Source organism: Paenibacillus sp. WC2504 (assembly GCF_052682475.1).
Genome location: NZ_JBQZFH010000001.1, coordinates 5,957,602 through 5,982,537, shown reverse-complemented (window position 1 = coordinate 5,982,537; position 24,936 = coordinate 5,957,602). Strand labels below are relative to the sequence as shown.

Annotated in this window: 24 protein-coding genes and 3 pseudogenes; 23 read left to right on the top strand and 4 right to left on the bottom strand. The window is 40.6% G+C overall.

Annotated elements, in window-relative coordinates; translation table 11 throughout:
- Positions 1–21 precede the first annotated feature (21 nt).
- The 7 genes and pseudogenes from ltrA to ACUN27_RS26845 all read left to right on the top strand — a co-directional run bounded on the left by ltrA (position 22) and on the right by ACUN27_RS26845 (position 4,316).
- Positions 22–783, top strand: a pseudogene (gene ltrA / locus ACUN27_RS26875) (group II intron reverse transcriptase/maturase).
- Entirely contained in the window at positions 780–1,097 is a 318-nt protein-coding gene (locus tag ACUN27_RS26870) for a group II intron maturase-specific domain-containing protein (RefSeq protein ID WP_445559843.1), read from the top strand. The pseudogene ltrA and the gene ACUN27_RS26870 overlap by 4 nt, the downstream one beginning before the upstream one ends.
- Positions 1,098–1,234: 137 nt before the next feature.
- Positions 1,235–1,723, top strand: a complete 489-nt coding sequence (locus ACUN27_RS26865) for an NUDIX hydrolase (RefSeq protein ID WP_445560666.1) — start codon at positions 1,235–1,237, stop codon at positions 1,721–1,723.
- Positions 1,717–2,457, top strand: coding sequence for an NUDIX hydrolase (locus ACUN27_RS26860; RefSeq protein ID WP_445559842.1), 741 nt, complete (start codon positions 1,717–1,719; stop codon positions 2,455–2,457). Before ACUN27_RS26865 ends, ACUN27_RS26860 begins: the two co-directional genes overlap by 7 nt.
- 229 nt (positions 2,458–2,686) lie before the next feature.
- Positions 2,687–3,100, top strand: coding sequence for a hypothetical protein (locus ACUN27_RS26855; RefSeq protein ID WP_445559841.1), 414 nt, complete (start codon positions 2,687–2,689; stop codon positions 3,098–3,100).
- 83 nt (positions 3,101–3,183) lie between these two features.
- Positions 3,184–3,708: an AAA family ATPase gene (locus tag ACUN27_RS26850; RefSeq protein WP_445559840.1), complete on the top strand. Its 525-nt coding sequence runs from the start codon at positions 3,184–3,186 to the stop codon at positions 3,706–3,708.
- Positions 3,709–3,872: 164 nt separating this feature from the next.
- Entirely contained in the window at positions 3,873–4,316 is a 444-nt protein-coding gene (locus ACUN27_RS26845; RefSeq protein ID WP_445559839.1) for a hypothetical protein, read from the top strand.
- Positions 4,317–4,462: 146 nt separating this feature from the next.
- On the opposite strand, the pseudogene ACUN27_RS26840 reads toward ACUN27_RS26845, so the two are convergent.
- A pseudogene (locus ACUN27_RS26840) lies at positions 4,463–4,591 on the bottom strand (small, acid-soluble spore protein, alpha/beta type); the annotation flags it as partial.
- Positions 4,592–4,922: 331 nt separating this feature from the next.
- Between ACUN27_RS26840 and ACUN27_RS26835 the strand changes: the two are divergent.
- The 5 genes from ACUN27_RS26835 (at position 4,923) to ACUN27_RS26815 (ending at position 8,588) form a co-directional block, all read left to right on the top strand.
- Positions 4,923–5,480: a TetR/AcrR family transcriptional regulator gene (locus ACUN27_RS26835; protein ID WP_445559838.1), complete on the top strand. Its 558-nt coding sequence runs from the start codon at positions 4,923–4,925 to the stop codon at positions 5,478–5,480.
- Positions 5,481–5,554: 74 nt separating this feature from the next.
- Complete coding sequence (locus ACUN27_RS26830; protein ID WP_445559837.1) at positions 5,555–6,979, top strand: MFS transporter; 1,425 nt, start codon at positions 5,555–5,557, stop codon at positions 6,977–6,979.
- Between the two features lie 84 nt (positions 6,980–7,063).
- Positions 7,064–7,354, top strand: a complete 291-nt coding sequence (locus tag ACUN27_RS26825) for a hypothetical protein (RefSeq protein ID WP_445559836.1) — start codon at positions 7,064–7,066, stop codon at positions 7,352–7,354.
- Between the two features lie 26 nt (positions 7,355–7,380).
- Positions 7,381–7,803: a universal stress protein gene (locus ACUN27_RS26820; RefSeq protein ID WP_445559835.1), complete on the top strand. Its 423-nt coding sequence runs from the start codon at positions 7,381–7,383 to the stop codon at positions 7,801–7,803.
- A 65-nt stretch (positions 7,804–7,868) separates the two neighbouring features.
- Positions 7,869–8,588: a hypothetical protein gene (locus tag ACUN27_RS26815; protein WP_445559834.1), complete on the top strand. Its 720-nt coding sequence runs from the start codon at positions 7,869–7,871 to the stop codon at positions 8,586–8,588.
- 1,743 nt (positions 8,589–10,331) lie between these two features.
- Here ACUN27_RS26815 and ACUN27_RS26810 read toward each other — a convergent pair.
- A complete protein-coding gene (locus ACUN27_RS26810; protein ID WP_445559833.1) occupies positions 10,332–11,597 on the bottom strand; it encodes an IS110 family transposase in 1,266 nt (421 codons plus the stop codon).
- Between the two features lie 399 nt (positions 11,598–11,996).
- Here ACUN27_RS26810 and ACUN27_RS26805 point away from each other — a divergent pair, with 399 nt between their 5' ends.
- The gene (locus ACUN27_RS26805; protein ID WP_445559832.1) at positions 11,997–12,296 is read left to right on the top strand and encodes an ArsR/SmtB family transcription factor; all 300 of its coding nucleotides are present in this window, start codon (positions 11,997–11,999) and stop codon (positions 12,294–12,296) included.
- Positions 12,297–12,374: 78 nt separating this feature from the next.
- Here ACUN27_RS26805 and ACUN27_RS26800 read toward each other — a convergent pair whose 3' ends face one another.
- Positions 12,375–13,565 carry an MFS transporter gene (locus tag ACUN27_RS26800; protein WP_445559831.1) on the bottom strand — a complete coding sequence of 397 codons (1,191 nt, stop codon included), beginning with the start codon at positions 13,563–13,565 and terminating at the stop codon, positions 12,375–12,377.
- Positions 13,566–13,847: 282 nt separating this feature from the next.
- Here ACUN27_RS26800 and ACUN27_RS26795 point away from each other — a divergent pair, with 282 nt between their 5' ends.
- From ACUN27_RS26795 to ACUN27_RS26775, 5 genes are all read left to right on the top strand, one after another.
- Positions 13,848–14,564, top strand: coding sequence for an SDR family oxidoreductase (locus ACUN27_RS26795; RefSeq protein WP_445559830.1), 717 nt, complete (start codon positions 13,848–13,850; stop codon positions 14,562–14,564).
- A 241-nt stretch (positions 14,565–14,805) separates the two neighbouring features.
- On the top strand, positions 14,806–16,335 hold the full coding sequence (locus tag ACUN27_RS26790) for a spore germination protein (protein WP_445559829.1): 1,530 nt from the start codon (positions 14,806–14,808) through the stop codon (positions 16,333–16,335).
- Positions 16,332–17,498 carry a Ger(x)C family spore germination protein gene (locus ACUN27_RS26785; RefSeq protein ID WP_445559828.1) on the top strand — a complete coding sequence of 389 codons (1,167 nt, stop codon included), beginning with the start codon at positions 16,332–16,334 and terminating at the stop codon, positions 17,496–17,498. The genes ACUN27_RS26790 and ACUN27_RS26785 overlap by 4 nt, the downstream gene beginning before the upstream one ends.
- Before the next feature lie 36 nt (positions 17,499–17,534).
- Positions 17,535–18,650: a GerAB/ArcD/ProY family transporter gene (locus ACUN27_RS26780; protein WP_445559827.1), complete on the top strand. Its 1,116-nt coding sequence runs from the start codon at positions 17,535–17,537 to the stop codon at positions 18,648–18,650.
- A gap of 106 nt (positions 18,651–18,756) precedes the next feature.
- Positions 18,757–20,031 carry a hypothetical protein gene (locus ACUN27_RS26775; RefSeq protein ID WP_445559826.1) on the top strand — a complete coding sequence of 425 codons (1,275 nt, stop codon included), beginning with the start codon at positions 18,757–18,759 and terminating at the stop codon, positions 20,029–20,031.
- 41 nt (positions 20,032–20,072) lie between these two features.
- Here ACUN27_RS26775 and ACUN27_RS26770 read toward each other — a convergent pair whose 3' ends face one another.
- Positions 20,073–20,366, bottom strand: coding sequence for an ArsR/SmtB family transcription factor (locus ACUN27_RS26770; RefSeq protein WP_445559825.1), 294 nt, complete (start codon positions 20,364–20,366; stop codon positions 20,073–20,075).
- A gap of 217 nt (positions 20,367–20,583) precedes the next feature.
- On the opposite strand from ACUN27_RS26770, the gene ACUN27_RS26765 reads away from it, so the two are divergent.
- The 5 genes and pseudogenes from ACUN27_RS26765 to ACUN27_RS26745 all read left to right on the top strand — a co-directional run bounded on the left by ACUN27_RS26765 (position 20,584) and on the right by ACUN27_RS26745 (position 24,927).
- The gene (locus tag ACUN27_RS26765; protein ID WP_445559824.1) at positions 20,584–21,096 is read left to right on the top strand and encodes an AAA family ATPase; all 513 of its coding nucleotides are present in this window, start codon (positions 20,584–20,586) and stop codon (positions 21,094–21,096) included.
- Positions 21,097–21,427: 331 nt separating this feature from the next.
- Positions 21,428–21,958 carry an RsfA family transcriptional regulator gene (locus ACUN27_RS26760; RefSeq protein WP_445559823.1) on the top strand — a complete coding sequence of 177 codons (531 nt, stop codon included), beginning with the start codon at positions 21,428–21,430 and terminating at the stop codon, positions 21,956–21,958.
- A 99-nt stretch (positions 21,959–22,057) separates the two neighbouring features.
- Positions 22,058–22,281: pseudogene (locus ACUN27_RS26755) on the top strand (small, acid-soluble spore protein, alpha/beta type).
- Positions 22,282–22,534: 253 nt separating this feature from the next.
- The gene (locus ACUN27_RS26750; RefSeq protein ID WP_445559822.1) at positions 22,535–23,377 is read left to right on the top strand and encodes a tyrosine-type recombinase/integrase; all 843 of its coding nucleotides are present in this window, start codon (positions 22,535–22,537) and stop codon (positions 23,375–23,377) included.
- A gap of 911 nt (positions 23,378–24,288) precedes the next feature.
- Complete coding sequence (locus ACUN27_RS26745; RefSeq protein WP_445559821.1) at positions 24,289–24,927, top strand: TnsA endonuclease N-terminal domain-containing protein; 639 nt, start codon at positions 24,289–24,291, stop codon at positions 24,925–24,927.
- Positions 24,928–24,936 lie beyond the last annotated feature (9 nt).

Here is a 24,936-nt window from a genome sequence, read left to right as displayed (position 1 = left end):
GAAGAGATAAGGCAACAGCTAATGAATGGGGAATACCGACCGTCTCCGGTCAAACGGAAAGAGATTCCGAAGCCTGACGGAAAGACGCGTCCCTTGGGTATTCCAACAGTCCGTGACCGGACTGTGCAGATGGCAACCAAACTGGTGATCGAAGGCATATTCGAATCAGATTTTAAAGATTGCTCTTACGGATTTCGCCCCAAGCGGTCGGCTCACCACGCTATAAAGAGCATCCGGGAAAGCATTAATTGGGGAGTCGCCGTCAACTGGGTGGTCGACGTAGATATTACTGGCTACTTCGATAATATCTCCCATAGCAAGCTGATGAAACTGGTCGAAGAACGCATCTGCGACAGGCGCATTCTAAAGTTAATTAGACAGTGGCTTGAAGCAGGCGTAATGAAGAATGGCATACGGCACAGTACAGAGATCGGTAGCCCGCAAGGCGGCGTAATTTCTCCGCTTCTTGCCAATATCTATCTCAACTACCTCGATACGATATGGAAGAAGTGATTCTCTCATTTGGGTAAGCTGGTCAGGTATCCAGATGATCTTGTCATTCTATGCCGGTACAAGCCGCAGGCACTCGAAGCTATTCATGTACTCAAGGCCATCTTCGGAAAACTAGAGTTAACCATGAACACATCAAAGTCAAAGTTAGTATGTCTATGGAAGAATCAGGATGGGTTTGACTTTCTTGGTTTTCACCACAGGAAGATGCCGCATCTCATAAAAAAGGGGTTATGTATAGACTTCGAAGCTTTCCATCGAAGAAAGCGATGAAGAAGATGCGCACTCGTTTGAAGGGAGAAACGGCATCCAGAGGCCGGTTAAACTGGCCGTTAAAGCTGATGGTGGAGATACTGAATCCTATGATCCAAGGTTGGCGTAACTACTACGCTCATCAGGATGTGGATCGAAGTATGGCAAACCGTTTCCTAGCGAAAGTGGACTGGTACATCCTGAGGAGATTGAGACTGTTCTGGAATAACAAACACAAGAAGCGCAAGCGAAATTGGTCAGAAATGCATATTCTGCTTCAACGTACAGAACTGAAAACATTATGCACATGGAAAAAACCGTACTGTCCTAGATGAAGAACGTCGGAAAGCCGTATGCGGGAAAACTGCACGTACGGTTTGATGAGGAGGGGCTGGGATCCCCAGTCCTTTACTCTACTCAGAGAAACTTCCCATCAAACGGATGCATCAAAGAAATCGAAGGAGGGATCTGTTTGGAGTACCAAGTTCCTAAACATTGTATTTCTGTTGCAGGTATAGTCACCAATGAGAGTGGTGAGGTATTGTTGCTTAGAACACATTGGCGTTCGGATACCTGGGAGATGCCAGGTGGAAATGTTGAAATAGGAGAACCCCTCAACGAAGCAATTTGCAGAGAGTTCCTGGAGGAGACTGGCATCGTTATAAAGCCAATTGGAATAACTGGTGTTTATATGAATACAACGAAACAAGTGTTGACTGTATGTTTCAGAGCTCAATATATTAGCGGGGAAATTAAAATACAAGAAGACGAAATAGTCGAAGCTCGGTACATAAAAATCGATGAAACGAATATTGGAGAATACATAATAAGGCTGCAGCAAAGATCAAGATTACTAGATGCAATGAATGCAAAATGTCTTGTACCCTTTGAAGCCTGGGAAGTAAACCCCAGTTATACATTGTTACATAGATTGGAAGGGGATATGAACAACAAATGTTAATTAAACCGATCCCTAAAAGTATACAAGTAACTGTTGATCGTGAAGAGCTTCATCTTCCGAATACCCTTCAAAAATTAATAAATATCTATTGGGACTCATTAACAAAAGAGAAACCGTACCTTACTCGAGGCGATATATATTCAATAAGTCATACGAGTCTGTTTGAAGAGGAAATGAAGATAACTTTGCAAAAAACTGATTATGCTCATTTTTTATACTCTAAACAATTGAGTGCCAATCATAAATACAAGTGCCGTGGAGTGGTTGCAAATGGTGTTATCCTTACAAAGGATGGATTTTTTGTGATTGGAGAGATGAATACACATACTTCCATTCCGGGAAGGTTGCAGTTTGTCGCGGGAGGCGTTGAGACAAGTGATATTCAGGGGAATGTTGTTAATATGTTTGATAACTTGTCGAGGGAAACACAAGAAGAAATTGGTATTGATTTGACCAACTCTAATGTTGTTTCTAGGGTAACGTCTAAATATATTGTACATTGGCAATCGATAGCTTTGATTTACCTTATTGAATTATCTATTGATTCTCATGAGCTAAAATTGCATTATGATAGCTTTGAGAGCGGACTCCTTAGTAAAAGCATCATCCCAGAATTTTCATCCATTGTCTTTGTGCACGCAGAGCGGATATCCGAATACTTAAAAAACGACCAAAGAAGTAAACTCGACTTTTTGGCAAAAGTTCTTGAACAATTAAGTGAGGAATTGATTTAATAACTTGGAAGAACGTTTAGCTTATGGGAACGTTCATTGCGCTAACGAGGAACGTTACTTAAATAGGGATCGCCAGCTGCGGCGCAGTCTGACGGTCCCTATTTCGTTGAAGTAGAAGGCAGTAATGGGTAGTGGGGGCTGAATAAAATTTAGGCCGGTAAGCCTCCTGAATGCTGTGCTATGATGAACTTGAGATACATTAATTCGATCTAATGAATGGAGCAACAAAATGAAACAATTACAAAAAGTTAATATAGAGCTCCCTTATTATAAACTCTTGAACTGTGATCCACTTTATGTATTGGAAAAACTAATAGATGAAAAAATTGTTTTGATATTTCTAGAAGTGTTCCATGAAGAAACTATTGAAGAATTTATAAAAAAACATCATTTTACAGTAATGTCTGAAGTAATTGAAATTAAAAAAACGAACAACGTAATTTCGTATTACCCTCATATTAGATCCAAAACTCAACTTGAAAATGTACTTCAAAATGAAGACTGGGGATTTTCCTGTGTGGCAGTGTCTCCAACATCACAACACTTATTTAGCATTAGGGGAATTGAAGAAGAAGGCAAAATTGGAGTTAAGATTAAGGAAATACAAAATGGATTTTATGATAAATTCATAAAAATATATTGAAATTCAAATGCATTTTTGTATTAGTTACCATTCAACTATCGGGTAACGAGAGTTGACGGGTTAAATATGGGGGAGAAGATTATGTGCATTTCACCAAAAAATCAGTAACCGTCTATCTTATCTCTGGTCCACTCGGTGTAGGGAAATCAACCGTCTCCAAGACTCTTGCTAGTGCGATAAACCAATGTGTCTTGATTGAAGGTGATCTCCTTCTCCATGTCTACCGAGGGGAGACCGAACCGCCCTGGGAGGAACGACTCCGACTGGCATGGCTAAATATCGCTGCGGTGACGCGGAATTTTCTCCTGAATGAGTTAGACGTGGTTATCGATTTCGTCGTCGAAGATGAACTTCAATGGTTCTTAGATCAACTAACGGATTTCGATGTAACGCTTTACTATGTTGTGCTGCACGCGGAACCGGATACCCTTACCACTCGACTCCATCAGCGAGGAGATGTGCAATATATCCACCGCTCGCTGTTCCTTCGGAACAAGTTGATGGCTTCACCGGTTAATGAGCCATACCTACTGGACACCGATAGTAAGAAGCCGAATGAACTTGCTGAAGAAATCATAAAAAACTCCAGATTTCGGATACAGGGTTAGAATTGCTGGTACGTTAATGTGCTAGTAAAGGCCGAATCAGGATTCATTCAATTTTTGTGTGGAGACCACGATTAAGCTAAAGGTGAACGATAGTAACAATCATCATGACGAGGATAACGGAATAGTCCGATAGCTGTTCTATGAATTTTTCGAGGGGGTGCAGGATGGAGGAACAGGAGTTCCAGTATTATTTAGGACATCTCAAATGGAGTATGCCAGAAAACACTCAGGAAGAAGCAGTGAATTATTTTTCTAATAAAATTGAAGATAAATATATATCACGCCTTATTCAAGACACTGATAAGGACACGTGGGGCAATTCAATGAAAATTATAAGTAGCTTGGGTAAAGATAGGGCTATTATAGCTATTCAATGGTTACTATTTTTGCTAAAAGATCTAAATTGGCCAGGAGCAAATGAATCGATAGAAGTCTTAAAGCGATTTGAAACCGATGAACTAATACCTTTTATTGATATAGTATTAGATCAAGCAGACCTAGAAGAAGATCGTATGTGGATTTATGGTATAAAAGAACTTATCAGCAAACTAGGCATTGAACAATCTGTGTTATCAAATAAAGAAGTATTAAAAAAAGCAAAAGCCTAAAATATAATACAAAAAAAGAAGCGCTCTGGAAGAATGAAGCTTTTGATAATTCAACTAACGGAAACGATAGTGCAAACACAAGGGCAGATCGCCGCGACAGGCAGCTGTCCCTTGTTTCATAGAAGCAATGGTTTATACTACTACAGAATATAACCGTAGTAACCGTCTTCCGGAATTTGGATCCCGATATCTTGTGCGACCTCATACTTTAATTGATACAATGCTCAGGAAGCTTGCGGTACGACAAGTTGATTATTCGATTGGTTTTGTGCCATCTTTTCATATTCCTCCTTTTCTTCACTATATTATGTTGAAAGTGCCACCCTCCCATTCGTCTTATCAATAAATAAATTAAGATGGCAAAGATAGCAAGAGCAGTTAGATATATCATACGAAGAACTCCACCATAGCAAAGGATATAAGTTTTTGTCCTGAATTGGTTAAGGATATAAGTTCTTGTCTGGCGAAAAAGACAAGAACTTATATCCGGAAAAGGGCTGATTGATTGTCGAAAAGGGGTAGCCCGTAATGAGCATTATCGTAAGATGAATTTGAATATCCTCGTTCGGCTTGACTCCTTACCTACTAGTAAGTTATAATGTTGTTATGGAAAATCGAAAAACACAAATATTAGATCTCGCACTAAAACTTATTCGAGAAAAAGGTTATGTTGCCATAAGTTACGATGATTTATCCAAACAACTGGGCGTAACCAAGGCAAGCATTCATTATCATTTTGAAAAAAAGGAGGATTTAGGAGTTGCCGTTACCGAGCGGATGCAAAAAAATTTAGAGAATCTCTTATTATTCATAAATAATTCTACGATGACAGTAGAAGAGAAACTTATGCATTTCATTGCAAGACAAATTGAAATAAGCGGGGAAGGGATATGTCCAATATCGTCTCTCCAATCTGATTTTCTATCCTTACCTGATATTATAAGACAAAAAGTACAGGAGGTAAGTCAGTTTGAATTAAACGTTTTAATCAATATTCTTACAGAAGGGTATAATGAAGATATCGTTCAAAAATCAGAAGATGTTGAATCATTAGCTTATACCATACTGTCATGTATAAAAGGTGCTTTGCAATATAAACGTACATTGGGGAAGGATGAATTACCCAATGTTCTAAGTCAGATAAACCGCCTTATTAGAAGTTAAAGGCGGTTAATATATGAAATATACTTATTAACTAGTAAGTAGAATAACAACATGAGAAAGTAGGAATTACTGAAATGAAAAGAATGCTTTGGGTTGTTCTTATGATGTCCTGCGGAGCTACGTTTATTTCCTCATTATTCCCTTTATATGGGGAGCATTATCGGCTGAGCAGTCTGGAAATCACCATATTGTTTGCCGTTTATGCCGCTATCCTGTTGCCCACTTTGCTTGTCGTGGGAGCGAGAGGAAGCGCTTGGGGATTGAAACGTGTTCTTCGCTTCAGTATATGGATTTCCATCGCATCGACGTTGCTCTTTATAGGGAGTTTCAACGTTTGGATGCTCTATGCGGCAAGGATTTTGGAAGGCATCGCCTATGGAGCTTTTACAGGTACAGCCAGTGCTTTTTTATTAAAACAAACCTCTCACGATAAAGTTAGTACGGCAATTAAGTTATCAGGAGTAACAGTAACCATTGGTTTTGGCCTGGGCCCCGCCATTGCAGGTTTAGTCGTGCAATATTTGCATTTTGAGCCGCTTCGTTTACCGTATTGGATTCTGCTCGTCATGTTATTGAGCTCCTTGGTATTTCTGGAAATATTACCGAAGCACGAAGATTCCCAAACGCAGAAACCGGCTAAAACTAAGATTTCGCTCGGTGTTCCCGTAAATATTCGTTCCCATTTTTGGTCTTTTATCGGACTTCCTATCTTTACTGTTTTCACGTTAAATGGAATTGTGTTTTCTCTTATTCCTTCTTTCGCCAAGAACGTCATTTACACCGCCAATCTCTCTATTTCCGGTTTGCTAATTTTGCTGCTTCTTGGCGGTGGGGCCTTGATGCAGTTCTTTCCTTGGCCGCGTAATCCCGTTACAAGGATGTGCCTAGGAATCCTGTTTCTTGCCATTGGATCGTGGGTCATTGTTTATTCCGGACAGACAGCAAGTTTAAATTTGCTTTGGATCGGCATCTTTATTCAAGCTATCGGCGGTGGGTGGACGTTTCAAGTTTCTTTAAGATTAGCCAGTCAGTTGCCGAAGCCGGAAGAACGTCCTCGAGTTATCTCGGCTTTTTATTTATGCGCCTACGCCGGATTCATTGTTCCCCCTGTTAGCGTCGGAGTGCTGACTCAATTTTTTAGTTTGAACTTCTCGTTGGTTCTTCTAAATTTGTTTGCTGCGCTAATCGTTATCTATGTATTGATTTATTCAGTCAGATTTAATCGTTATTATTCTAAATATTCTAAAGTTGCATCAACAGAGAAATCCATGCAAGATTTTATAAATTGTCACAATAAAATGGAAGTAATGCTGGAAATTTTAAGAGAGAATGTAAAAATCCACTGCTCAGAGAGCATACAAGCCCAAATTGCGAATGAAAATTTCCAAGCAGCGAATCAAATATTACAGTTACTAAATGAATTCACTAAAATAGAATTCAATTCAAATGCGGAGAAAATTATGGAATTTGCAAAGGAAAATTTCGGGAAAAAATATTAAAGAGCAACATCCAAGTTTGCAGTTGAAGGCTTTTCCGAAGCGTTCGCGCAAGAGTTTGCAAGCTTCGGGATCAAGACGACGATCGTGGAGCCTTCCGTGTACGCAACAGAGTTTTTTGGCGAATCGATGCAGCATACCGAGAAGAAACAAGAATATGCTCCGTTGTATGAAGCATACGAGAGAGGTATGTCGAACATCAAGACCGGCGACCCGGCAAAAGCAGTGCAACTGATTATTTCCGTTATAAAAAGCGACAATTCGCCGCTTCGTTTGGCAGTTGGATCTCAAGCTGCATATACGATCCGTGAAGCTTATACCAAACGGTTAGAAGAATACATCACAATAATCACCGTCATGGGTTTTATTAAAAAATAAGATTTTATAAAAAGGGGAGTGACAACATGTATGAACGGTTTTTGGTTCCAGTTGACGGTTCCGAACATTCCAAACATGCACTGAAATCGGCTAAATGGTTGGCGCAAAACATTGGGATAAATGCCCGTATAACGCTTCTTCATATCATTCCTAGTAACAATATCAATACAGTTGCTTACGGAGTGGATATTGAACAATTGCAAGTAGCGGAAGTTAGGAGGATTTTAGAGGAATCCGCACAAGTCCTTTCAGGGTCATCTATACAATATGATAGCGAATACCATATTGGAGATCCTGCAGAAATGATATGCAAGAAGGCAAAAGAAGGAGATTACGACCTTATCGTAATGGGTAGTAGGGGACTTAGCCTCTTCTCAGAGATATTCGTGGGAAGTGTAAGCCATAAAGTGGTCCAGCACGCTCATTGTGCTGTAATGATTGTAAAGTAAATAGAAGGTGATTTAATAAAAATCATTTTCATTATCGAATCATCTTTCAACTTAAGGAGGAGAATATGAACAACCTATTGGCAAAAATTATTGACGCGCACGGCGGAATTGACCGTTGGGAAAAATTTAGTTCACTGACTGCCACGATTGTCACCGGTGGCGGTTTATGGGCAATGAAAGGGCTCGTACAAGATTCCAATCCTCGTGAGATGACAGTCGCGCTACATTCGGAAATCGCATCTGTTACTCCCTTTGGTCAACCGGATTGGCGTACTGCCTTTACGCCCGATCGTATCGCGATTGAGACCCTCTCTGGGGAAACCGTCCGCGAGATATACGATCCTAGGACCTTGTTTGCTAACCATACGATGAACACACCGTGGGACCCGCTTCATCGAGCATATTTCAACGGGTACGCAATGTGGACATACCTGACAACGCCTTTTTTTATGGCCATGCCGGGATTCGAGGTCAACGAAATCCCGCCCTGGCAAGAAGGCAACGAGTTCTGGCGCGGTTTACGTGTGCGGTTTCCCGAACATATTGCCAGTCATAGCAAGGAGCAAGACTTTTACTTTGGTGATGATTTGCTGCTGCGCAGGTTCGACTACCATGTCGATGTCTCAGGTGGCTTTCCAGCGGCGCAATATGTCTACGACTTCGTCGAGATCGAAGGGCTTCGTTTCCCGACAAAACGCCGCGCATATTTTCGTGGACCCTACTTGGAGCCAGTCAAGGATCTGCTGCTAGTCTCAATTGATCTCAGCAACTTCAGGTTCAGTTGAATTCTGAATTAAAGGTTCGATCCCCCTTGGTTCCACCCTATAACCCTAAATGTAATTTAATTTGGTGAGACGACTCTAAAAGGGGTAACCAAGGGGAATGAAACACGCCGAATAGGCGTGTTTTTGGCATAATAAGCATCATTGTCATGAGCAGTACAGGTTTTATGAATTTTCGATTGACGGGGGAATACAATTGCTTCACTTCAGGATCCCGATTCCAGACTTTCCTTTGATATGATTTAATCAACAAAAATATTTTTCCACCTTGTTTAGATAGCTCGCTCAACAAACTAGTTACGGATTTACGAGTCGAGCCGATCTTTTTGCCACGGATACCAAGCAAACTATGATTCGAGACCTTGCAAAAGCTGAACTTGGTGTAAAATTAGTTGAGTACATAGTAAAAATAATGAACAAATCATTGACAACATGAAGTAATTGTAACAAGCTCTACAAAATATAAAAACACCGAACAAATTGGATCCGTTTAAGGAATACATTCGACAAGCCTTTGTGACGAGTGTTTGCCTCCTGATCATAGGTGGGCATTTTGATTAAGCGACGGGTACGATAGCTGAATAAATACATCAAGGCAGCCGGCCAGATCTGATGAACTGCACCCCATTTGTTAGTCGTGTCTAACAAATGGGGTGCAGTTCACTTCAAGAGCGGCTGCTTTTTCATTGACTGATATGAACGAGGGTCAATACCTCATTTAAAAATTGGTAAGAAAAAACTTTTAAAACCTTGGCACGAAGGCAAAGACGTTGACGGTGGTTAACAGTCTGATATGCGCGGGTTGGGTACCGCATTTCAATCCATCCGTCGTGGAGCTGCCTCGGACTAACGGCGCACGTTCGGTAATCAATCAATCAGTACCTAGTGCATATTTCAACATGAGGGTTCTCCTTACCGGGTTTTGCCTCCGAGCCAAAGTTTCAAATCTCCGGTTTCAATATAAAAAAGTTCTTTTGAAAATCCACCATGCAACCAAAGCTTCAGATTGCTACTTTTCAATTTCACAACCAATAGCCCAAATGAACCCAATGAGTTCCCTGGCCACAGCTAATAAAAGCAGCCACAAAAAACCTAAAACCATTCGTCAAAATAATGGCGATGGTTTTTTCGGGAATGGGATAAAGTTCTTGTCATTTATGACATCAAGTTCTTGTCAACCGACATCAAGTGTCGGGTGACAAGAACATTGTCTCATTAAGTGTCGCGAAAATCGTGGCTTTTTTGTTTTATGGGATAAAGTTCTTGTCAAAACCAAATGACAAGAACTTTATCCCATTCCCGATTTTGACAAGCACTTTAACTCATTCCCGACGGGAGGCCAGGGGGAGTATTTTCCAAATGATTAAACTCCCTCAGTATGATTTAATTTTCTCACGCAAGCTCGTCTATTCGCAGGATTTCATCTTTTAGGTTTCAGTGATGAATGAAAGATAGTGAGATAAATTAGGATGCGCCGTTAAAATGGCATGCGGGAACAGAGGTGGAGTTGAATCACCCAATTCATTCCAAATGCTGCACGTATTCTCCATGGTGCCCTTAGCGATTTTCACTCCCATGTCTCAACGGGTCATAGCCCTTTCATTCCCTCGTCACATCTATCTAAGGGGTGGAGGTCGGTCTTTCTAACGGAATGGGTCGGAGCCCTTTTGTTTAACGTATCCCGATACTCCGTGCTTTCTTTGTCATCCTGCGAATACGCCAACTTGCGTGAGGTCAGGTCTTGTTTTAAGCTGCCAATGCAAGAATTTTTGTTGGGTTGTAGGCTTCATTACTTCGAGCTAATCCTACTAAGAGTCGAGCAAACTTTGAACATAACTTCATAATAGATTTCATCCTTTTAAGCTTCTTTACTTCAACATTATGGCGATGTAATGCTTTAAACTCTTGGTTATTCATGACCATGCTCATCGTGATTAAATAGAGAAAGTGTCGCAGTCGTGGACGGCCACGTTTACTGAGCGTCAATTGTCCTTTCCATTTACCTGAGCTTGCTTCAGTTATATTAAGGCCTGCGTGACGGAGTAGAGCGTTCCCGTGCGCATAACCTCTAAGATCCCCGGATTCTCCTAAAACACCAGCTAGAGCAATTGGACTTATTCCAGTAATGGCAAGGATTTTGCCTGAATAGGGGATACGTTCAACAACGTCTTTGGCTTCTTTCTCTATCCTCTGCAGTTGTTTAGTAGCTAAGTCATGCTCCTCCAGGAGCTGCTCTAGATGGAGTTTGTAAGCATGTGTTGCTTGCTTTGATCCTACAGTTCTCTTGGCAAGATCGATGAGTAAATGAGCTCTAAGCACACCAGAATGCCGCTTCATTGATTTCTGCCATCCTTTAATTACATCGTCAGGACTTAGTTTACATAGCTCAGCCGGGAGCGGAAAAAGCCTAAGGGTTAACAATGCACCCTTGCAAGTTAAGATTTTAAAGACTTGTCTCAGTTCAGGGAAGACAATGTCGACCCAGCGGTGGATCTGGTTAACGGCACTTACGAGTCGTTTAACGACTGTTTCTCGGTTAGCCATGAGCACTCGCAGCTCCTCGTATTCGGAAGAATGGAAGCGGACAGGGGAATAGTAGCCGTTTTTCACCATGTCGGCAATAACTAAAGCATCTTTTTTGTCGCTTTTAGAGCGTGTATTGTCGCGGTTTTCTTTATTCTTTTTAACTAGGTGAGGATTAACAAGTACGGCTTCAATGTCTTTGTTTTTGAGCCATCCGGCAAGGCTTAGCCAGTAATGGCCAGTCGGTTCCATACCAACGATAACTTGAGATAATTTAAATGAAGCTAACAAGTCGCGAATCCAACGGTCGAGGGTTTTGAAACCATCTTCGTCATTACTGAACTCTAAAGGATTGCCGAGAGCGACTCCGCGGAAGTTAACCGCTCTAGCAACATGAGCCTCTTGAGCAATGTCTACACCTACAACAATATGATGAACGGTAATGTTTTCAATGAGTTGATTTTGCTTATCTTGTGATTTAAACTTCATAGTAGAGCGTCCTCCTGGATGATGGAATTAAAGGGCTTTTGACCCGTTGCGTACTTCCATCGTACTGAGGCGCTCCTTTTTTTACAAAGCTGAAATTTATCCATCTACAGGAATCTAACGGATAACGTTTGTTCAATAACAACAGGAGAAGGCAGCCGAAATAGTGATCGGTTGCCTTTTCTCAGCGGGCAGTTTAACGCAACAAAGGGTTATTCATAACGTCTATGTAGTTATCCCATAAATAGGGAATGAGGACTATAGCTTAATTAAAACACCAGTGAAGGCTGCCGAGATCCAGAGGCCGCCTTTTCCCCGCTATCGGTCGTTTCAATACTAACTTGCATCCAATAGTTAGATGAGTATATAATTATATATGCATTAAAAAAGGAGGAGTGAGTAATGTCGGGTATGACCGAATCGCAATTTAATAGAATCTCTAGAGCACTCGCTGAACCTAGACGCATACAAATTCTCAAAGAAATTAGAGAGGCTAGTGAACCTCTGCCATGCAGTGTTCTACTTGAGACCCATAATGTGAGTGCAGCTACAATTTCCCACCATATTAAGGAGCTTGAAATTGCGGGTTTGATAGAGAGCATTCGCGAAGGTAAATATATGAACCTTGCCTTTCAACCAGAGGTACTGCAAGCTTATTTAGATAAAATATCTGAGGATCTTATTAAAAACCTTGTTGAGTGATAGATAGTAAATAGGAAAGGTCCTGAGTCGTTGGTTGAGAAAACCGAACGACTCGGGACCTTTTTTATTTGGAGAAATTTAAGCGGCTAACTTGGAGGCTTCTTTTATTTTAGCCTTACGGGTAAGAGGTATAAACAATAGGATAGACAAGAACCCAAGGAACAAGAAGACAATTCCTGACCACATAACGCTTTGAATACCCATCCCATTGATAAATGCACCACCAACCATTGTACCAATGGTAACTCCAAGATTTCCAAACGCTACGAACAGACCATTAGAGAAATCAGGTGCTTCGGACGCGGATGAAGTGATCATGTACTGGGAGATATTAAGGCCAAAAGTAAACAATACGCCCCACAAAGCAATAAGAAGTATCATGGGAACGGTGAATGATCCGAGCAAGAATAGTACTAGATAACTACCAACAAACACGAGAGGATAGACAAAGGCAGTCTTTAACGCATTATTTGTAAGTAATTTACCTGCGAGCAAATTACCAATCATCCCTGTTAAACCAAAAAGAATAAGCATTAGGCTAATCATATTTGAAGACATTTCCGTTACACGTCCAAGATACTCTGCAAAGAAGCTGAATGTTGCATACATACCAGACAGGATAAAGATTGCACCAAAGATGGCTGCCCAAACAACACCCTTTTTCAATACACGAACCTGTGAGCCATAAGATTGTTTTTGTTTCACAGGTAGTGAAGGGACAAAGAGAAGAATGGCCAAGAATGTTAATGCATTGACAACAGCAAAGAATAACATCGCTGTCTCAAGATTCGAATAGTCCGCAATGAAAGAGGCAATTGGAGTTCCTATTACCATCCCCGCGGTGACACCCATGAATACACGACCAATTGCTTTTGGAGCCATTTCTGGACTAACTGAGGAAGCAGCTGCAGTAAAGGCAACAGAAAAGTAAACGGGATGTAAGAATGCTGGAACGATTCGTGCGATTAAGGCGATTGTAAAATTGGGTGCAAACATGGATACAACGTTACTAACCACAAAGAGTCCGATAACAAGAAGCATAACACCTTTGCGGTTAAAGCCTGAAAACAACAATGGCAAGATAGGACCTGAAATAGCAACTGCGAGTGCAAATAAGCTGACCAACAGGCCTGCAGTTGAAACGCTAACGCCAAAGTTTTCAGCAATGAGTGGCAATATCCCGATAATGCCCATCTCCGTATTAATGATTCCAAAAATCCCGAACGCTAGGATAAAAATGATAAATGCTTTTGATTTCACAGCTGACACAAAATTCCACTCCTATTTTTATAATTTTTATCACTGCTTTTAAAGTGACAGTAAGAAATGCTAGTAAGATGCTACTAAGGATCATGCTAGAATCGTAACAAAACTGTAACCTCCTCGCTTTCAGTTAGATGCTTATCTAACTATCGCATTGAACAGTTTAATCGTCAATAGTAAAATTTTGTTTGTTAGAAAACCAATCCGATGCTTGACATAGGATAAAGATAATATGATACTTAGATAAGTGTCAAAGTAATATTTTTTACTTCTCAAGGAGGAAAATATATGGAATTAAATGGAAAACGTGTCGTTATCATAGGGGGAAGTTCAGGAATTGGTAGTGCTACGGCTAAAGCATTCCTTGAGGAAAATGCAAAGGTCGTAATAGCAAGTCGCTCTCTGTCCAAACTTTCGGAAACAGTTCAAAATCTAAAAGGAAATATTGAAGCACATGAGCTGGATTTTCGAAATGAAAAGAAGGTAGTCGACTTCTTCGAAAAAATCGGATCTTTTGATCATTTGGTGATTACAGCGGGAGAAGGAACAATGGGCGACTTTCGTGAATTATCGGTTTCTACAGTCCGCGATGCTTTTGATAGTAAGTTTTGGGGGCAATATCTTACCATCCGAGCAGCAGTCCCTTATTTAAATGAAACAAGCTCTATTAGTCTAACTTCGGGCGTTTATGGAAAGCGTCCTCTTAAAGGTGCATCCACATTGGCATCAATTAATTCGGCTTTAGAAGGACTGATGCGAGGTTTGACCCTAGATCTTGCTCCGATTCGAGTAAATGTAGTCTCCCCTGGGATTGTCGATACTCCTATTTATGCAGGTATGACTGAGGAACAACGAAACAGTCTTTTTAACCAGATTTCTGAACAATTGCCCGTTGGCAGGGTTGCAAAACCGGTAGATATTGCGTCATCCTATGTTTATCTTGCGAAAAATGGTTTTACAACAGGTTCTGTTATCATGGTCGAAGGCGGGGCTTCTCTTATCTAAAGTTTTGCAATTGATTCATTACAACTCAATAATTTCTTGAAGAAAACTATCGTCATACTGGCGATAGTTTTTTTATCTTTGATACTTCTGCAAATATAACTTTGTCATTGAAGAAAGCGAGTAAGTAATAAGAAACAATACGGAACCTCAGCTTTGTTTAGCGAATAAAGCCAAAGCAAATGGGGAATTTTAGTAGTGCTGTTTGTTACCGATGTCAATCCTGCTGCAATGGAGGTGGATCATGGATTGGACAAAGCTTGCCCACAAGAAACTACATAAATCGTTGACTGATGGCCAGAACTCATCCAATACAACTGTTCTTACCCTTACGAATAATTTGAGCGAGAATGAAGCGGCTCTGAGAGAGGCGTTTTGCCATTGCTCAGATATTGTTTTTCGAGTGTTAGCACCTAATGAGATGCCTAGAATGCTTCTGATTTATGTAGATGGGATGATTGACGCTGAGCTCGTCGAATCAAACGTGTTGAAGCCTTTAATCTATGATGGCTTGCCGCAAGGACTTGGGACGATTGAATCGATTGCTCAAATGTACGAACAGCAGCTTTTATCCGTCCTGCAGCTTCAGAGGTCTACTATATTTGGGGAAGTTGCGACGCGTATCTTGAAAGGTGATTTAGCTATTTTGGCAGATGGAGAAGAGACCGCAATTCTGACATCTGTCAAGCAGATCGCTGCACGAGGTATCGAAGAATCAACTTCTGAGCCAGCGCTTCGAGGACCAAAGGAAAGCTTTACAGAGAGTTTGCGGACGAATACCGTTCTTTTGCGTGCAAAGATTACAACACCTAAGTTGAAAATGGAGTCAGTCTCTGTAGGGACATTGACCAAAACCGACCTCGTGATCGTGTATATTGAAGGACTAGTTGACAATCATCTACTGGACGAGGTACGGACTAGAGTAAATCGGATCGATATCGATGGGATTTTAGATTCCGGATATATCGAGGAAGCGATCGAGGATACACATTTTTCTCCTTTTCCACAAATAATGAGCAGCGAGCGCCCAGATGTGGTTGCATCAGGGCTACTGGAAGGTAGAGTTGCCATCATTGCGGATGGGTCACCCTTTACCCTTATTGTACCAATGACATTTTGGAGCGGTTTGCAGGCGCCGGACGATTATTATGAACGCTTCTTGTATATCTTCCTAAACCGGAGCGTCCGCTATTTCTTTGCGGCATTTTCGGTGCTTCTACCATCTTTTTACATAGCGCTCACAAATTTTCACCAGGAACTGATGCCTTCCAAACTCATGATCACAATTGCTGCACTTCGTGAAACGGCACCGTTTCCGACAGTTATCGAAGTCCTTATGATGGAAGTGATGTTCGAAGGATTACGAGAGGCAGGTCTTCGGCTACCGAAACCGATTGGACCATTGGTTAGCGTTGTTGGCGCGCTCGTTATTGGAGAAGCGGCAGTAAGCGCTGGAATTGTATCTTCACCGATCGTTATTGTTGTATCCGCGGCTGGGATCGCGTCCTTCATAATTCCTCGATACCGGTTTGGAATCCCGCTGAGAATGCTCCGCTTTCCGTTACTCATCATGTCTGGCATATTTGGCTTGTTTGGCTTAACAGCAGGAGTCATTGCAATACTTATTCATTTGATTCAACTTCGACCGTTTGGAATGCCATACCTAACTCCTCTGGCACCAGCTTCCCGACAGTGGCTTAAGGATTGGTTGCTTAGAGCGCCGCAGCGGTTAACGAAAAGGACGGAAGCTTCCGGTGATGGAGATACTCCATGAGTACTATTCGCTTATTTATAACGCTGATGCTTTGCCTCCTCTGTGTACCGCTTACCACTTCATGCGGCGGCAATCGGCGAGAACCTGATCGTTTGGCATTTGATATGGGTAACGGACTAGATCTCACGAAAGATGGCAAGTTGGAGGTTAGTTTCCAGATTGCGATTCCTTCCGCCATAGGAGGTGGAAGTGGAACCGGTGGAGGAGGAACATCCAAGAATACGTTCGAACTGACAACCGCTACAGGCATTAATGTATACGATGCGATGAGAAGAGCACAAAAGGAGCTACCCCGCGAAATTTTTCCTGGACATCGTGAAGTCATTATCATCGGTGAGCAACTAGCAAAGCAAGGTATAGGCAAATTGTTGGATCAATTTGTCCGTAATCCCCGATCGGTATTGCGGTCTAAATTATTCGTTGTGAAAGACGGTGACGCAAAGGAAGTTCTGGCAAAGAAAACCGTATTCGAACCTTTCACATCGCTTGCATTGAAACGGCAGGAGGAGATATTTCGCTTGCGGTATGTTTATTTCCACGATTTTATGACAGATGCCCTGACCGAAGGTACGGACCCTCTCGTTCCGGCAGTAGGTCTCACTGCGGCAGCCAAGCCATATTATTACGGGTCTGCAGTGTTTAATACCTCACAGAATTTAAAGGTCGTGGGCTACCTCAATGACAACGAATCCTTATACGCCAATTGGATCACGGGCAAACAAACCGGGTTCGACTTTTCCTCGACGTTTGACGGAGAATTAGACACGATCAGCCTCAAGTTTAAGTCACTGAGAAGCCACATCCGGACATGGACACATGGAAATCAGATACATGTAGATGTCCTGTTGTCTGGAAGTGGTGCAGTTGTAGAGAACAATACGAAGCTGAATCCAAATCTTGCTCATGACCTTCGAATTATCGAACAAACCGCTAACGAGAAAACCCAGCGTGAGATTGCATCGCTGATTACCCATGTGCAGCAAAATTACCGGTCTGATATTTTTGGTTTCGGTAATGCCTTTCACATCCAGCATCCCGAACGTTGGAAAGCAGTAAAAGAACAGTGGAACGAACACTTTGCAGAGCTTGAAGTAACAGTCCAAACCCAATTGAAGTGTAGACGTAACTCAGGGCTCGTCGCGGATCCAATCGTTGTGGAATGACCTGCATCACGAACGAATGAAAGGGAGGAGCATTACATGAGGATCAAAGGCGTGATGGAGCTTTCCGGGTCGCAACTCATTTGGAGCTTGCTCGTGATTGATGGTTGCAATATTATTCCATTCGTTAAAACTGCAATTGTCGAAGCGAAACAAGATGCGTGGATTTCCATTATGATTGCAGGTGTCATAGTCATTCTTTTGACGCTGGCACTCGTCCGCTTAAGCCTGATGCACCCAGGTCAGACATTGACAAATTTTAGCCAAAAAGTTTTAGGCGCTTGGTTCGGTCGGCTTGTCATCCTCCCTTATTTTGTAGCTTGGTTTTCGATACCCGTCTTAATTTTGAGATATAGTGGAGACTTTATTCAGACCGTTCTGCTCGATCGCTCCCCCGTCTGGGTTGTAATGCTTGTCCTAATGGTTTTGACACTCTATTGCACGCATGGAGGCATTGGAGGAATTGGTCGCTACAATGAGGTTGTAGGTCCATTGTTTTTTGCAACGACCATGATCAGCTATATGTTGAATACACGCAATTTAAAATGGGATCGTATCCTGCCAGTGTTTTATGACACTGGTTGGCAGCCGATTTTGAAAGGAATGGTGCCGCTTACCACACTGCTGGGTGGAGAATCACTACTATTGCTTGTGCTCATTGCATTTATGAAAGATGCCAAAAAGGCGCCAATTTTGTCGGCCTTTGCTCTCGGGATCACGACCTTGGCATTTGTCACCGTAGCTTTGCTGAGTCTCTTGGTCTTTGGTCCAACGCTTGCGGCAAAAATGCAGGATCCGTTCTTTTCTTACTTAAGAACGGTCGATATCATGGAGTTTATCCAACAGATCGATACATTCATGTTTTCACTATGGATGTTCGGAGTTACATCAATGTTATCAATACATGTGTTTGTCATCAGCTATGAAGCATCGTTATGGCTGAACATGAAGAACTGGTACAGACTTATCTGGATTGTCGGTCCTGCTGTATTTGTAGCAGCTCTAATTAATCCAAGTGCAATCCAGTTCGAATTCTTTTACATCTGGTGGAGCCATTATATGTTTCCGCTGTGTGGTATCTTCATTCCGTTTGTCTTGTTAATTGCTACGCTAATCGGAATGGTGAGGACTAGAAAAGATAGTCAAATATCTTAATACTCATGTATTGTTTACGAACCCTTTACACTAATATGATTTATGAGGGTTTAAGTGATTGAAATAAATACTAAGTACAGACCAATATCATCACGAGAGGTAAAACATGTCCCAAATTAAACGGTATTCACATCTGATGCACAACATTGCCTCTAACACCAGCATCGAATACCCACTGAATCCTTGGATTACTCTTTGGTGGTCGGCGGCCTTTCCGGGATATGGACATTGCTTGATCAATAGTCCGTTGATTGGTTATTCATTAATTATCTTTGAGTTTACAATTAATAACCTTGCAAAGGTTAATCAGGCCATTTATTACTCCATGCTTGGGGACTTTAACGGGGCGATAGACGTAATCGATCAACGATTTTTTTATCTATATATCGGGGTCTACGTTTTTACAATGTTTGATTCATACCGAAGATGCGTGGATATGAATAATAATTATATCTTATCATTCCGTACCACCTCTTATACAAAGACTACAAAAGCTTCGTCTTTCAGCGTCAATACACTCAACAAAGTTAGCCCTGTTGTGGCTACTTACTGGGAGATGATCATGCCAGGATTGGGTTCTCTGTATTTAAACCACCTGATTTCATTTTTTTTCAGCCTCATTACTTGGACAATTACGATCGGGGCTTCTCGTTTCTATATCGGCTTATACCAGACATGCATCGGTAACTTTGAAAAAGCAAAAACGGTTATCGACCCTCAATGGTTTTTGTTTATCCCATCTATTTATGGCGGTTATGTCTATTTCACATATTCGCAGGCAGTCATCAACAATATACAGTTCAAACTTTCGCAAGTTCAGTTCCTTAGGTCTCAATATCAAAGTCATACATTTAAATTACCGTTGCAGGTACTTCCTGCGAGAGGGGAGATGAGCATGTTAATCGTAGCTTCATTCGAGCATTCAACTGCTATTGAAATAGCTATTACTGAGCTGGAAAGGATCGGTATACAGAAATCCAATTTATTCACTTTACCTCTTCGAGTTCGTAATGAGAAAAAGAAATTATTTGATAATTCGCATTACTCGGATGGTGTTAGCTTCGTTGATCTTGCTACTATTTTGGGGTCAGTGTTTATGCTCATTGGGGGGATATATGGCTTTGTACTGAAACAAGGGCCAATACTATGGGCATTATATGGATTAGTAGTCGGTGGCTTACTTGGATTTTTTATTAAGTTTATTGCTATTAGGAAACTTCCCTCGTTGGATTTGTTCGGAAGGGTAAAAGCAACTGAAGTCATCATGATGGTTCGATGCAAAGCGGATGATCATGAGCGTGTTATTACTACTTTATGGAATAATAAAGCACTAGGTGTAACTGAATACGACGAAAAGGAATCCCAACTAGTAGAGGTCTAGTAAAAAAATGCGAGTTTCTCAAAACATAAGAGGTAGGAAAATTACTTTCTAGTTGGAAGGATCTCCGTTAGTTGAGCCAGGTACGCCTGTAAGACCTTAGGTTCGAGAACAACATTCATGAACTTACCTTGGCGAATGCTTTGAACTAAGCCAGCCGTTTCAAGTTCTTTAATATGATGAGAAATAGTTGCGGCGCTTACGTTGTGTCCGGCTAGTATGGTAGTGCAAGCAAGAGGATCTTTTGAAGCAGCGATTTCCTTTAGCATTTGATAGCGTCTAGGTTCAGCCAGAGCGCGAGAAATTCTGATAAATTGCTTTTCAGATAATTCATACATACCGTCTATTCCCTTCCCGATGGCTAGATCTGTTCTTTATAGCATTCCCGGGAAGAGCTTAATAATGCTATCCTCACAAAGTCGGCGATTGGCGGCAGCAAGTTTAGTTGAACTGGAGCCAGCGCTCCTAATTAATTGCCTCGTTAACCTAACGGGAGTTTAGCGTCAGATAGAAACATCTAAAATGTGCTTATCCACTTGAATGGAGGGTCTAACCTTGGGCATTAGGAATTATCTGATTGGAGGCGTTTCCGGCGCTGGCAAAACTACGGTCTGCAACGAATTGCAGCGGCGCGGCTACCATACCATTCATGGTGATCGTGAATTGGCTTATCAAGGCAATCCGGAAACTGGTGCCCCAACGGATGGCTTTAAACCCGAACACCACATTTGGCATGTAGATAAAGTAAAAGCTTTGGTCGCCAATCAGGATGAGGCGGTAACATTCTTCTGCGGTGGTTCGCGGAATTTCCCCAAATTCATCGATCTCTTCGACGACGTGTTTGTCCTTGAAGTCGACTTGGAAACCAGTCTCCGGCGGATTGATGAGCGAGTAGCACTGGACCCAACTGACTGGGGTGGCAGACCAGAGGAACGGGAAATCAGTGCGCGAATTTATCAAACGAAAGAAGGCGTTCCCAAAAACGGGATTATAATCGACGCCACCGCACCGATCGCGCACGTCGTTGACGAAATCCTCCATCAAATCGAAGCAAATAAACGCCAATGACAATAACTTATGGTCACTCACGGACAGCACCTGGATACGACCACTGCGCTAACGGAGAACGTTAGTTGAATAAAACAGCACCAGTCTAGGACTATTCTCTCATCCTTAGCCACCATCGTTTCTATTTGTGAGTTTAGTATAAAAATAATTTTACAAAGGCTGCCGATTTATCAATTCTAAAACCATGGTGGATCTAATTTCCATATATAACTGATTATAAAAAGACCTACATATACTATATGTGGGTCTTTTATGCATTAACTTTGAATAAATTTTATATTACAGGTAAGAATTCTAATAATAAATACTTATAGAAAGAGGTGACTATAGTTTGGGTGAGAAAAAGCGTGAGGACTCATGGAATGACGAACATGATCTTTTATTAGTCGAGGTAGTATTATCTCATATTAGGTCTGGCAGCACACAATTGTTAGCTTTTGAGGAAGCCGCCTCTAAAATTAATCGTACGGCAGCTGCGTGCGGATTCAGATGGAATAAAGACATTAGGAAAAAGTTTGAAAATGAAATACAATTAGCAAAACAAAATCGTTTGTCTTCTAAGCAGAAGCCAGCACAAAAAGAAATAAAGCAAGTAGTTACTATATCTAGAGTTAGTTTATCCGAGGATACTCCAGTTGAACAGCCTATTTCTTATAATGAAGCTTTGCAAAAGATCATTAAAATAGCCAATGACCAAATGCAAAAGTATGATGAGTTGCTTCAAGAAAACATTAGGCTTAGAGAAGAAAATAATGAATTGATATCACAAAAACAACAAGCGTCCCCTGAAGTTTTGGCCCAAGAGGATCTTGATGCATTTCTTCAAATAATGAAAAGGGCAAAAAGTTTAACGCATATATAATATTCCTTAAACTCCACAATAATATTAACACATCAAGAAAAGGAGTGAACTACATCATCGCTAACAACACATTTTGCAGTTCCACAAGCGAAAGCAGCAATGGATTAACTAAAGTATGAGGTCGCTCAAGAGTTAGGGATTCAGCTTCAGCATACAATGGAATCCTCGCTACACGCGATGCTGGCTCCATTGGTGGCAACATTACTAAGCGGTTAGTACAAATCGGAGAACAACAACTTTCAGGTACTACAGGAAACTTTAGATACCAATTTGATGATATTTACACGCAACCAAAAAGACTACAAGCACCTATTCCTCCTTAGGTGAATGCAGTCTTTTTTATTTTGTCTTAATTTTTATAGAGTTTCGTCAGTAAATCTTGAATTTATGTTTCAATATTTAGAAAACATGAGGATCATGTTTTTTGCGAAAGCCGTAAATTTTTAACTTACATTATTAAGAGCCCCCGGTTCCTGTGCAGTCAGATAATCACTATTGAGTGCTTAATATTGGAATATAGGATTAAACCCTCTTATTTCTAGCAAAACTAGAGGTAACAATGGGAGGGTTTTTATTATGAAATTAAAGGATCTGTGGATGCTGTATGAAGCTGATAAACGTATTTTAGGATTTAGTTCACACACAATGAAAGCATACTCTCTACAATTAAAGATGTTAGTTCTTGAACTTGGTGATCTTGAATTAGAGGAAATATCTCTAATCTTACTTAAGGACTATTTGGCTAAGGTATCAGAGAGACTAAAACCTAGTAGTTTAGGCCACCGCATTCGATTTGTACGTTCCCTTTTTCGTTTTGCATTTGAAGAAGGACATCTCACTCGGAATCATTCTATTAAGTTGAGAGAACCAAAGATGGACAAAAGAATTCCAAAATTTCTAATTGAGGAGGACGTAATTCATCTAAAGATTTCCTGTCACTCTCATCGAGAGCATGCTTTATTAGAATTTCTATATTGCACAGGATGCCGTGTTGGAGAAGTACAGAAAATAAACCTTGAAGACATCAACTGGGAAAACTGCTCTGCAATTGTGAATGGTAAAGGATCAAAACAAAGAGAAGTTTATTTTACTACGGAGTGTAAGGTTTGGCTTAAGAGGTACCTGGAGAACAGGAATGATACTTGTAAAGCATTATTTGTCACCGAAACAAATCCTATTCGTCGATTGACGATTCCTACGATACGTTGGTCTTTGAAAAAGTTAGCTAAACGATGTGATATTACTGCGAATGTATATCCACACCGCTTCCGTCATACTTATGCCTGTCAATTGTTAGATAACGGTGCACCGTTAGAATTTATTCAGGGGATGCTTGGACATGAGAAAGCATCTACAACTCAGATTTACGCCCAACTACGCGGTGAGCGTAGGAGAGAATTATATCGTCGTTATTTTTAAATCTAATCAATGTATTGACATTACTCAAGAGATGAGAGTTTGGGACTATTAGCTCATTGATACTACACTTAAGTTGGATGGTTTGTGACTGGAAGTAATTGATTTTTTTGGGAAAATATTTCAGATATTTTCATTATAAAAGCCTAGCTTAGCACAATTCATGTAATAGATTTGGCTAGTTTTATATATTATTTAAATATTTCATTGGATTGATAGATATTTCGAGCAAACCATGAGTCTCCAACTCTCACGAAATCCTTGCAATATTCACGAATAATCCCTGCATTGTCGAGCATTTCATCGTTGCTCACGACAACATATACTTGTGATAATGCTGCGGCGAAAGTTCTATATCGGTTGACAACATTTTTTCATTACTAAAGAACCTCCAGAATGTATCCATCTATAAACAGTGCTTCTTGATTTTATATTAAGATTAGAACATATTCAGTAATAATTGTAAATGTTAAATGAATTAATGATTAATTGCGTCGAAATATCTATTTGTTTTTGTTTTTGGAAGCATAAGTTTGCCATGGTAAATTGGAAGCATATGCGTTCCCAAACGGCAAACTTATGGGTTAAGTTACAATAATTATAATAAAATTTTAAATTCATCCAGGTGGCCCATCACGGCAGTAAAACATTTACGCTGCTTCATGTCCACAACCTCAAATAATTAAATGTCCCTATTTGAGATTTGGAGTTTGTATTACTCGAGATTTCTTGGATTTACAAATGAGAGTAAAGCAAAGTAAATGCACCATAAGAAAGAATAATAAGGAAAAATTTAATTTAAAACAAAGAAAACACGGGCCAATTTGGTTCCGCGTTTTCTTTGTTTTAGGTCTATATTAATCAAATCATGGAAAAACTAATTCTAAGTAATTCAGGAACAGGGGGAGTTTTTTATGGTTCAACTTGTGGCTCGTCGAATTAGACCAACTCGAGGAAGAAACTATCGGAGTAAAATTAGCCGATCTAAAAGTCTTAGAATTATTCATACCGAGAGCTTACTCGAAAGGGATTATGTTCGAATAGCAAATTTCGATAGTAAAGTATCCAAAATTTTCTTTCAGCCAGTTGGCATTAGATTTCATTATAAAGGCAGGAGAAGAAGGTACTTTCCAGATTTCCTGATTGTAACAGCGGACGGGCAATACTTTTTAATTGAGGTTAAATTGACTAAATATGTGAATACAAATTTGAATAAGGCTAAATTTGAAGCAGCACGACTTCTATGTCTAGAAAAAAACTGGACTTTTCATGTTATAACCGAGGAACAAATTCGCATAGGTTATCTTCAAAGTAATCTGAAGTTGTTACTTGAAGTAAAAGCGCATAAAACTACGCCAGCTGTAACCGAATTTATTAAGACGGTTCTAACTTATTATGGTCCTCTAACAGTTGCCGAATTACTAAAGCAATGCGAAATTGTTGAATCTTCAATGATAATGCTAAATTTACATAAACTTATCTATGCTCATGAAGTTAAAGCTGAAGTAGTTAAAGAGCGGCTATCACAAAAATCTAATGTATGGGTTGTATAGGAGATGAAA

Coding starts and splice junctions, on each gene's coding strand:
- ACUN27_RS26780 (WP_445559827.1), top strand. CDS start 17,535: ATGAGGATCAAAGGCGTGATGGAGCTTTCCGGGTCGCAACTCATTTGG.
- ACUN27_RS26815 (WP_445559834.1), top strand. CDS start 7,869: ATGAACAACCTATTGGCAAAAATTATTGACGCGCACGGCGGAATTGAC.
- ACUN27_RS26750 (WP_445559822.1), top strand. CDS start 22,535: ATGAAATTAAAGGATCTGTGGATGCTGTATGAAGCTGATAAACGTATT.
- ACUN27_RS26745 (WP_445559821.1), top strand. CDS start 24,289: ATGGTTCAACTTGTGGCTCGTCGAATTAGACCAACTCGAGGAAGAAAC.
- ACUN27_RS26805 (WP_445559832.1), top strand. CDS start 11,997: ATGTCGGGTATGACCGAATCGCAATTTAATAGAATCTCTAGAGCACTC.
- ACUN27_RS26870 (WP_445559843.1), top strand. CDS start 780: ATGAAGAAGATGCGCACTCGTTTGAAGGGAGAAACGGCATCCAGAGGC.
- ACUN27_RS26810 (WP_445559833.1), bottom strand. CDS start 11,597: ATGAAGTTTAAATCACAAGATAAGCAAAATCAACTCATTGAAAACATT.
- ACUN27_RS26820 (WP_445559835.1), top strand. CDS start 7,381: ATGTATGAACGGTTTTTGGTTCCAGTTGACGGTTCCGAACATTCCAAA.
- ACUN27_RS26790 (WP_445559829.1), top strand. CDS start 14,806: ATGGATTGGACAAAGCTTGCCCACAAGAAACTACATAAATCGTTGACT.
- ACUN27_RS26785 (WP_445559828.1), top strand. CDS start 16,332: ATGAGTACTATTCGCTTATTTATAACGCTGATGCTTTGCCTCCTCTGT.
- ACUN27_RS26845 (WP_445559839.1), top strand. CDS start 3,873: ATGGAGGAACAGGAGTTCCAGTATTATTTAGGACATCTCAAATGGAGT.
- ACUN27_RS26835 (WP_445559838.1), top strand. CDS start 4,923: ATGGAAAATCGAAAAACACAAATATTAGATCTCGCACTAAAACTTATT.
- ACUN27_RS26830 (WP_445559837.1), top strand. CDS start 5,555: ATGAAAAGAATGCTTTGGGTTGTTCTTATGATGTCCTGCGGAGCTACG.
- ACUN27_RS26855 (WP_445559841.1), top strand. CDS start 2,687: ATGAAACAATTACAAAAAGTTAATATAGAGCTCCCTTATTATAAACTC.
- ACUN27_RS26770 (WP_445559825.1), bottom strand. CDS start 20,366: ATGTATGAATTATCTGAAAAGCAATTTATCAGAATTTCTCGCGCTCTG.
- ACUN27_RS26775 (WP_445559826.1), top strand. CDS start 18,757: ATGTCCCAAATTAAACGGTATTCACATCTGATGCACAACATTGCCTCT.
- ACUN27_RS26860 (WP_445559842.1), top strand. CDS start 1,717: ATGTTAATTAAACCGATCCCTAAAAGTATACAAGTAACTGTTGATCGT.
- ACUN27_RS26795 (WP_445559830.1), top strand. CDS start 13,848: ATGGAATTAAATGGAAAACGTGTCGTTATCATAGGGGGAAGTTCAGGA.